Origin of the sequence: Dietzia sp. HMSC21D01, from assembly GCF_001815995.1 — a bacterium.
Lineage (GTDB): Bacteria > Actinomycetota > Actinomycetes > Mycobacteriales > Mycobacteriaceae > Dietzia > Dietzia cinnamea.
This window is the reverse complement of the sequence record NZ_KV824121.1, coordinates 1-8,718: the sequence shown is the minus strand read 5'-3', so window position 1 is coordinate 8,718 and position 8,718 is coordinate 1. Positions and strand designations below refer to the sequence as shown.

At 71.4% G+C, this 8,718-nt stretch carries 8 protein-coding genes and 1 pseudogene; 7 read left to right on the top strand and 2 right to left on the bottom strand.

The genetic code is table 11. The features are described 5' to 3' along the window. Positions 1 to 61 precede the first annotated feature (61 nt). Positions 62 to 1,372, top strand: a complete 1,311-nt coding sequence (mshA, locus tag HMPREF3086_RS16245; RefSeq protein ID WP_070722947.1) for a D-inositol-3-phosphate glycosyltransferase — start codon at positions 62 to 64, stop codon at positions 1,370 to 1,372. A gap of 158 nt (positions 1,373 to 1,530) precedes the next feature. Then, a complete protein-coding gene (locus HMPREF3086_RS16240) occupies positions 1,531 to 2,058 on the top strand; it encodes a type III secretion system chaperone family protein (RefSeq protein ID WP_246831026.1) in 528 nt (175 codons plus the stop codon). A gap of 42 nt (positions 2,059 to 2,100) precedes the next feature. Here HMPREF3086_RS16240 and HMPREF3086_RS16235 read toward each other — a convergent pair whose 3' ends face one another. Beyond that, on the bottom strand, positions 2,101 to 3,813 hold the full coding sequence (locus tag HMPREF3086_RS16235) for a long-chain-fatty-acid--CoA ligase (protein WP_070722942.1): 1,713 nt from the start codon (positions 3,811 to 3,813) through the stop codon (positions 2,101 to 2,103). A 41-nt stretch (positions 3,814 to 3,854) separates the two neighbouring features. Here HMPREF3086_RS16235 and HMPREF3086_RS16230 point away from each other — a divergent pair, with 41 nt between their 5' ends. The 3 genes from HMPREF3086_RS16230 (at position 3,855) to HMPREF3086_RS16220 (ending at position 6,646) form a co-directional block, all read left to right on the top strand. Next, a complete protein-coding gene (locus HMPREF3086_RS16230; RefSeq protein ID WP_070722941.1) occupies positions 3,855 to 4,601 on the top strand; it encodes a phosphoglyceromutase in 747 nt (248 codons plus the stop codon). A 162-nt stretch (positions 4,602 to 4,763) separates the two neighbouring features. After that, positions 4,764 to 5,960, top strand: coding sequence for a sensor histidine kinase (locus HMPREF3086_RS16225; RefSeq protein WP_070722939.1), 1,197 nt, complete (start codon positions 4,764 to 4,766; stop codon positions 5,958 to 5,960). Beyond that, positions 5,957 to 6,646, top strand: coding sequence for a response regulator transcription factor (locus HMPREF3086_RS16220; protein WP_061915403.1), 690 nt, complete (start codon positions 5,957 to 5,959; stop codon positions 6,644 to 6,646). Before HMPREF3086_RS16225 ends, HMPREF3086_RS16220 begins: the two co-directional genes overlap by 4 nt. Here the strand turns inward: HMPREF3086_RS16220 and HMPREF3086_RS16215 are convergent. Then, positions 6,628 to 7,497 carry a DUF3109 family protein gene (locus HMPREF3086_RS16215; protein ID WP_070722937.1) on the bottom strand — a complete coding sequence of 290 codons (870 nt, stop codon included), beginning with the start codon at positions 7,495 to 7,497 and terminating at the stop codon, positions 6,628 to 6,630. The genes HMPREF3086_RS16220 and HMPREF3086_RS16215 overlap by 19 nt on opposite strands. A gap of 33 nt (positions 7,498 to 7,530) precedes the next feature. On the opposite strand from HMPREF3086_RS16215, the gene HMPREF3086_RS16210 reads away from it, so the two are divergent. Together HMPREF3086_RS16210 and HMPREF3086_RS16205 are read left to right on the top strand one after the other, a co-directional pair. Further along, positions 7,531 to 8,478 (top strand): Ppx/GppA family phosphatase, encoded by a 948-nt coding sequence (locus HMPREF3086_RS16210; RefSeq protein ID WP_207913541.1) that lies wholly within the window; start codon positions 7,531 to 7,533, stop codon positions 8,476 to 8,478. A 2-nt stretch (positions 8,479 to 8,480) separates the two neighbouring features. After that, positions 8,481 to 8,718, top strand: a pseudogene (locus HMPREF3086_RS16205) (hypothetical protein); the annotation flags it as partial.

The window sequence follows — 8,718 nt, the reverse complement described above, 5'->3', positions numbered from 1 at the left end:
CGAGGTGCACCCCGCCCCGCGCGACGTGCACCCCGGCGCGGGCGGGGGCACAATCGAGCGGGTGACCGTCTCCGAGCTCGACCGCGGCGCCGCGCACCCGCTGCCCCGACGCATCGCGGTGTTGTCCTTCCACACCTCCCCGCTCGCCCAACCGGGCACGGGCGACGCCGGCGGCCTCAACGTGTACGTCCTGCAGACCGCCCGCCGGCTGGCCCGCCGCGGCGTGGAGGTCGAGATCTTCACCCGTGCGACCCACTCCTCCCAGCCGCCCGTCGAGGAGGCCGGCGACGGCGTCCTGGTCCGCAACATCGTCGCCGGGCCGTTCGAGGGCCTGCGCAAGGAGGACCTGCCCACGCAGCTGTGCCCGTTCGTCGCCGGCGTCATGCGCGCCGAGGCCGGCCAGGCTCCCGGCCACTACGACCTCATCCACTCCCACTACTGGCTGTCCGGTCAGGCCGGGCTGGTGGCGTCCGAGCACTGGGGCGTGCCCCTCGTACACACCGCGCACACCCTCGCCGAGGTCAAGAACTCCGTGCTCGCCGCCGGTGACACGCCCGAGCCCGAGTCCCGGCGCATCGGGGAACAACAGATCGTCGACGCCGCGCACCGCCTGGTCGTCAACACCACCGGCGAGCGCGACGAACTCGTCCGCTTCTACGACGCCGACCCGGCCGACATCGACGTCGTCTCGCCCGGCGCCGACCTCGACCAGTACACGCCCGGCACGCAGCGCGGCACCGAGCGGGCCCGCCGCGCGCTGGGCCTGGCGCAGCGCACCGAGGTCATCGCCTTCGTCGGCCGCATCCAGCCGCTCAAGGCCCCCGACGTGATCGTCCGCGCGCTCGCCGAGATCGTGCGCGCGCAACCCCACCGCGACGTCCGCCTGCTGGTCGTGGGCGGGCCGAGCGGGTCCGGGATGGAGCGGCCGCGGTCGCTCATGGAGCTCGCCGAGGAACTGGGCGTGGCCGACCGCGTGAACTTCCTCGCGCCGCGCCCGCCGTCGGAGCTGGTGGACGTGTACCGCGCCGCGGACATCGTGGCGGTGCCGTCGTACTCGGAGTCGTTCGGGCTCGTCGCGCTCGAGGCGCAGGCGTGCGGGACGCCCGTGGTCGCCGCCGCTGTGGGCGGGCTGCCGACGGCCGTCGCCGACGGCCGCACCGGGCTCACCGTGGACGGGCACGACCCGCGTCGGTGGGCGGACGTGTTGGCGGGACTGCTCGACGACGACGAGCTGCGCCTGTCCATGTCGCGGGCCGCCCCGGTGCACGCCTCCGGGTTCAGCTGGGACTCCACGGCCGACGGACTGCTGGAGTCGTACGCGGGCACGATGGCCGCCTACCGGACCCGGCGTGCAGAGGCGGCGGCGTCCTGACCACGCCCGGCGTGCGGAGGCGGCGTCCTGACCGCGCCCGGCCGCCCGGACCATCCGCCGGAGCGCGGGCACCGAACCCCTCGTGGGCGTCATTCGCGTAGACAGAAGTTCGAGTAGACACGAGGGACGACGCGCCCCACCGCCGAAGGAGCCCCACCATGAGCGACGAGACCCGCGAGCCCGACTTCGACCAGCCCACAGTGGACCGGATCCACGACTTCCTCGTGGAGCGGGAGATCGAGTCCACGCTGGCCGACGGCCACACCTTCGTCGTGCAGCTGCCGGGGGAGAAGCGGCTCAAGACCGCCTGCCATCTCACGGTGAACAAGGAGAGCGTGCGCGTCGAGGCGTTCGTGTGCCGCAACCCGGACGAGGACTTCGAGAAGGTCTACAAGTATCTCCTGCGCCGCAATCGTCGGCTGTACCAGGTGGCGTACACGCTGGACAACAACGGCGACATCTACCTCGTCGGCAGGATGCCGCTCGTCGCGGTGACCGAGGAGGAGCTCGACCGCGTGCTGGGTCAGGTGCTCGAGGCCGCCGACCACGATTTCAACATCATCCTCGAGACCGGCTTCCACACGTCGATCCGCCGCGAATGGGAGTGGCGGGTCTCGCGCGGTGAGCCGCTGCGCAACCTCGACGCGTTCCGCCACCTCACCGAGGACCTGCCCCAGCCGGAGTAGGCGCCCGACGCCCGACGCCCGGCGCCCGGCGCGCGCGGGCGGTTAGTCGGTGATCTGCTCGGCGACCTTCTTGCGCAGGACCTTGCCCATCGGGTTGCGGGCCAGGTCGTCGACCTCGACGAACTCGCGTGGCACCTTGTACCCGGTCAGCGAGGCCCGGCAGTGCGCGCGGACCGCGTCGACGTCGAGCGTCGCCCCCGGCTCGAGCACCACCGCGGCCACGACCTGCTCGCCCCCGTCGGCGGCGGGACGACCCACCACCGCGCAGTCCGCGATGCCCGGGGCTGTGCGCAGGACCGCCTCCACCTCAGAGGGGTAGACGTTGAAGCCGCCGGTGACGATCATCTCCTTGATGCGGTCGACCACGCGCAGGAAGCCGTCGGGATCCTGCACCACGATGTCGCCGGTGCGCAGCCAGCCGTCGTGGAACGTCGCGGCGGTGGCCTCCTCGTTGCCCCAGTACCCGCGGAAGACCTGCGGGCCCTTGACAAGCAGCTCACCGGGCTCGCCGCGCGGTACGTCCCTCGACGGATCGTCCTGATCGGCGATCCGGATGTCGGTGTCGGGGAAGGGCACGCCGATCGCGCCGGCCCGCCTCGCCGTCGACATGGGATTGCCCACGATGATCGGCGAGGTCTCGGTCATCCCGTACCCCTCCACCAACAGGCCGCCGGTGGCGGACTCCCACTTCTCGATGAGGTCGGCGGGCAGACTCATGGCGCCGGAGAAGGAGAACCGCACGCCCTGCAGGGAGATCCTGCGCTTGGCCGACTCCTCGAGGATGCGGGTGTAGATCGGCGGCACGGCGGGGATGAAGGTGGGCAGGTTCTTGGCGAAGATCGGCATGACGAGGTCCATGTCGGGCGTCGGCACCAACTGCAGGCGCGCTCCCTGGGCGATGCCGAACACCACACACATCGTCACCCCGTAGGCGTGGAACATGGGCAGGGTCGCGAGGAAGCGCTCGCGGCCGGGCTCGAGCCCGGGGACCCAGGCGCGACCCTGGGTGGCGTTCGCGACGAGGTTGGCGTGGGTGAGCACGGCGCCCTTGGGGGTCCCGGTGGTGCCGGAGGTGTAGAGGATGAGCGCGGCGTCGTCGGCGGCGGGCCGCGGGTGTGAGAAGTCGAGCTCGGGGCCGGTCTCGAGCTCGCCCCAGTCGAGGGTGCCGGGCGCCGGTCGGGAGAGCTTGGCGCGGGAGGCGCGCAGCGCAGGCACGGGGAGGTGTCGCAGCGCGAGTCGCTTGGCGGTGGGGAAGGCGTCGAGGAGGTCGACGGCGAGGACGTGCTCGATCCGGGTGCCGGGGCGGTCCGCGAGATCACGCACGACGTCGGCGACGACGTTCCACGTCACGACGACCTTCGCCCCGTGGTCGGTGAAGGGGCCCTCGAGCTCGTCGGCGGTGTACAGGGGGTTGTGCTCGACGACGATCGCCCCGATGCGCAGGGCCGCGTAGAAGACGGCCACGCCCTGGGGGCAGTTCGGCAGCAGCACCGCGACGCGGTCGCCGGGCCGGACGCCGAGCCGGCGCAGGCCCTCTGCGGCGCGGCGGACCCGGCGGCCGAGATCGGAGTAGCTGGTCAGGCGGCCGAAGAACTCGGTGGCGGGCCGGTCGGCGTGGGCGGTGACGGCGGCATCGAACTGGTCGATGAGGGTGGTGGTGCCGTAGTCGAGGTCGTGCGTCGTGCCCGGGGTGTAGTGCACGGTCCACGGCCGGTCGGGGTGTGCGGGGGTGTCGGCTCCGGCGAGTGCGGTCATGTCTGCACCGTAGTCCTCCGGCGGCAGGTCATAATGAGCGTATGGCTTACGGAACACTCGTCCTCCTGCGTCACGGGCAGTCCCAGTGGAACGCGTCCAACCAGTTCACGGGCTGGGTCGATGTCGACCTCACCGATCTGGGACGAGAGGAGGCGGTCCGCGGCGGCGAGCTCCTCGCGGAGGCGGGGATCCTGCCCGACGTGCTCTACACCTCGCTGCTGCGTCGTGCGATCACCACGGCGAACATCGCGCTGGACGCGTGCGACCGCCACTGGGTGCCGGTCATCCGCCACTGGAAGCTCAACGAGCGGCACTACGGCAAGCTCCAGGGGCTGAACAAGGCGGAGATCAAGGAGGAGTTCGGCGACGAGCAGTTCATGCTGTGGCGCCGCAGCTACGACACCCCGCCGCCGCCGATCGACGCGGACAACCAGTACTCGCAGACGAGCGACGTCCGGTACTCCGATCTGCCGGAGGTGCCGCTGACCGAATGCCTCAAGGACGTCGTGGACCGCTTCATCCCGTACTACGCCGCCGAGATCGCGCCGAAGCTCGCGGAGGGCAAGACGGTGATGGTCGCCGCGCACGGGAACTCGCTGCGCGCACTGGTCAAGCACCTCGACGGAATCTCGGACGACGACATCGCGGGCCTGAACATCCCCACCGGGATCCCGCTGGTGTACCGGTTCGACGAGTCCGGTCTGGTCGCCAACCCGGGCGGCACCTACCTCGACCCGGAGGCCGCTGCCGCGGGTGCGGCCGCGGTCGCCGACCAGGGCGGCAAGTAGCGCACGCGGCGGCATCCCCGACCCCGGGGCGGTCGGACGGCCCGTCGCAGGTGAAGGCCCGGTGAACGGGCCGTGAACCCCCGTCCACCAGCGGACTTCCCGCCGGTGGACGGGGGTTCGCCGATTCGGGCGGCGCGGGCGGGGCCCCGTAGGATCGGGGCCGTGCAGGTCAGTCTGGGGATCTTCCTCGCGATCGTCGCCGGGGTCATCGGCTTCGTCGTGGGCGGCTTCGTCGTCCCGCTGATCAACCGACGCACGGAGCGTCGCCGTGCCGAGCAGGCCGGGCCGAGCAGGCTGGAGGTGCTGCAGGGGGTCTACCTGCAGGCGCCGTACGCGCTGGCCGTGGTGGACCGGCACCAGGACGTGGTCCTCTACAATCGTCGCGCGGCGGAGCTGGGGATCGTCGACGACCGACTCCTGGTGGAGACGGTGTGGCTGGCCGCCCAGGCGACCTTCACGACCGGTGAACCCACGCGCTTCGACCTGCCCGCCAAGATCCTCACCGGTCGACGGCGCATCCCCTCGGTGAGCGGGCGCAGCGAGATCCTCGGCGAGTACAACGAGCAGTTCGTGGTGGTGTTCGCCGATGACGACTCGGAGCATCGCCGCATGGAGGCCGCCCGCCGCGACTTCGTCGCCAACGTCTCCCACGAGCTCAAGACCCCGGTCGGGGCGATGGCCGTGCTCGCGGAGGCGCTCCTGGAGTCCAAGGACGACCCGGATTCCGTCGAGTACTTCGGCGGACGCGTGGTGAGCGAGGCCCAACGGCTGGGCAAGATGGTCTCCGAGCTGATCGAGCTCTCGCGGCTGCAGGGCGCCGAGCGGATCCGAGACCCCGAGCCGGTGGACGTGGACGACGTGGTGGACGAGGCACTGCGCCGGTCCGCGTCGACGGCGGAGGCGGCGGGGATCGAGCTCATCACCGACGCTCCGTCCGGCCTCGAGGTGAAGGGCGACCGGACCCTGCTGGTCACGGCGCTGACCAACCTCGTCTCCAACGCGGTCAACTACTCGCCCGAGCGCACGCCGGTGTCGATCACCCGGGGTATCGACGGGGACACCGTGATGCTGCGCGTCACCGACCGCGGCATCGGGATCGCCCCCGAGCACCAGGCCCGCGTCTTCGAGCGGTTCTTCCGTGTGGACAAGGCGCGTTCGCGGGCGACCGGCGGGACGGGCTTGGGGCTCGCGATCGTCAAGCACGTCGCGCAGAACCACAACGGAACTGTCAGCCTGTGGAGCCGCCCCGGCACGGGGTCGACCTTCACACTCGAACTCCCGGCCCACGTGGAGCCGGGTGGCGACGGGACGACCCCCGCCGCCGAGCACGTCTCACAAGGAGAGGACCAGGTGCCGTGACCAGGGTGCTGATCGTGGAGGACGAGGATTCGTTGGCGGATCCGCTGGCGTTCCTTCTCCGCAAGGAGGGCTTCGAGGTCGACGTGGCGGGGGACGGCCCGACCGCGCTGCAGAGCTTCGAGTCCGAGGGTGCGGACATCGTGCTGCTCGACCTCATGCTGCCCGGCATGTCCGGCACCGACGTGTGCAAGCGCCTGCGGATGACGTCGAGCGTGCCGGTGATCATGGTGACCGCTCGGGACAGTGAGATCGACAAGGTCGTGGGCCTGGAGCTGGGTGCCGACGACTACGTGACCAAGCCCTACTCGGCCCGCGAACTCATCGCCCGCATCAGGGCCGTGCTGCGGCGCGGCGCGGAGTCCGAGGCCGAGCCGGTCGAGGAGATCGGCGTCCTGGAGTCCGGGCCGGTGCGGATGGACATCGAGCGGCACACGGTGATGGTCCGCGGCGCGGCGGTCACGCTGCCGCTCAAGGAGTTCGACCTGCTCGAGTACCTGCTGCGCAACTCGGGCCGGGTGCTCACGCGCGGTCAGCTCATCGACCGGGTGTGGGGTTCGGACTACGTCGGCGACACCAAGACCCTCGACGTGCATGTCAAGCGGCTGCGCTCGAAGATCGAGACGGACCCGGGCAAGCCGGTGCACCTGGTCACCGTCCGCGGGCTGGGCTACAAGTTCGAGTCCTGACCGCCCCGCCCGCCGGCGGCGCGCTCGGTCGCCGGGTGAACGGCGACGATGCCCAGCTGCCGCCGGCGCCCGCACGCCGCGGCGAGCACCTCGTAGGCCTCGGCGCCGAGGAGTTCGACCAGCTCGTCGCGCAGGGAGACGTACACGGGCTCGGTGCCGACATGCGACTCGGGCGAGCCGGTGCAGTACCAGTCCAGGTCGAGCCCGCCGGGGCCCCAGCCCCGGCGGTCGTACTCGCCGACACGGGTGTGGAGGATCTCCACCTCGTCGGCGCGGGTCTCGGTGTCCTGCGTGAGTCGTATCGGCAGCTGCCAACAGACGTCGGGTTTGGATTCGGGGAGGTTACGCCCCGTCCGCGCGGCGAGGTGGTGCAGGGCGCAGCCCGACCCGGTGGGCCATCCGACGTCGTTGAAGAACACGCATCGGCCGCCTAGGCGGCGTGTCCTGAGCGCGGGCTCCATCTCGCCGTCGTCGCCGGTCAGTTCGTCCTCCTCGAGCCACGACTCGAGGACGGCGCCCTCCTCGGACGCGGCGCGCTCGGCGGCCTCGCGGTGCTGCCACTCCTCGGGCCGGAGCAGGGCGACGTTGGCCCGCAGGCGGCGCCGGTCGGAGTCGTCGGCGAGGAACGCACCGTGCGTGCAGCACCCGGAGTCGGGCTGGCCCGCCTCGATACCGTGGCAGGCGGGGGTGCCGAAGACGCACGTCCACGAGGACAGCAGCCAGGTCATGTCGGCGGAGATGAGGTGTTCGTCGTTCGCCGGGTCGGGGAAGGTGTACCACTCGCGGGGGAAGTCCAGGGGAACCTCGGGCAGAGGGGTACCCGGGTTCGAGGGGCGGTCGGTGGCGGTCACAACCTGCGACCGTAGACCGTTTAGGGTGGTCGTGTGAGATTAGGTGTCCTGGACGTGGGCAGTAACACGGTCCACTTCGTGGTGGTCGATGCCCACCGGGGTGGTCACCCGACCCCGATGAACGACTCCAAGACCCGGTTGCGGCTGATCGAGTACCTGGACGAGGACAACAACATCTCCCGCACCGGCATCGCCCGGCTGATCGACGCGGTCAACGAGGCCGCCGAACTCGCGCGCGCCACCAAGTGCCGTGAGGTCATGGCGCTGGCCACCTCGGCCGTGCGCGACGCGGCCAACTCCGACGAGGTGCTGGAGAAGGTCGCCAGGGAGACCGGGATCGAGCTGCGCGTCCTGTCCGGCGAGGACGAGGCGCGGATGACGTTCCTCGCCGCCCGCCGCTGGTACGGGTGGAGCGCGGGGCGGATCGTCAACCTCGACATCGGTGGAGGCTCGTTGGAGATGACCAGCGGGGAGGACGAGCTGCCGGAGCAGGCGTACAGCCTGCAGCTCGGCGCGGGCCGCCTCACGCACGACTGGTTCAAGACCGATCCGCCCGAGCGCAAGCGCATCAACCAGCTGCGCGACTACATCGACGCCGAGCTCGACGGCCCCGCGCGGGCCATCCGCGCCGCGGGCGAGCCGGACCTGGCGTGCGCCACCTCCAAGACGTTCCGGATGCTGGCCCGGCTCACGGGTGCGGCGCCGTCGTCGGAGGGGCCGCGCGTGGAGCGGATCCTCACGGCGGCGGGCCTGCGGCAGGTGATCGCGTTCATCTCCCGCATGACGGCCGCGGACAGGGCAGAGTTGGAAGGGATCAGCTCCGACCGCTCGCATCAGGTGGTGGCGGGCGCGCTGGTGGCGGAGGCCGCCATGCGTGCACTGGGGTTGGAAAGTGTGAAAATCTGTCCGTGGGCCCTGCGAGAGGGGCTGATCCTGCAGCGTCTCGACCGGGACGTGGGCGGCGACGGGAAGGGGAGCTGACGATGGCCGAGGATGCTGAGGGCCAGCAGATCACCGTGGCGGAGCTGCTCAAGCGCATGGGCGCAGAGCAGCAGGCCGCGCCGGGCGGGCGTCGACGTCGCCGTGCCGAGGAGGGGGGCGTCAGCGTCTCCGAGCTCACCGGTGAGATCCCGCGCATCACCGACGACACCGTACTGAGCAGCCGCGCCGCGCGCCGCCGGGCTCGTGAGGCCGAGGAGGCCGCCGCGGCGGGGACCGGTC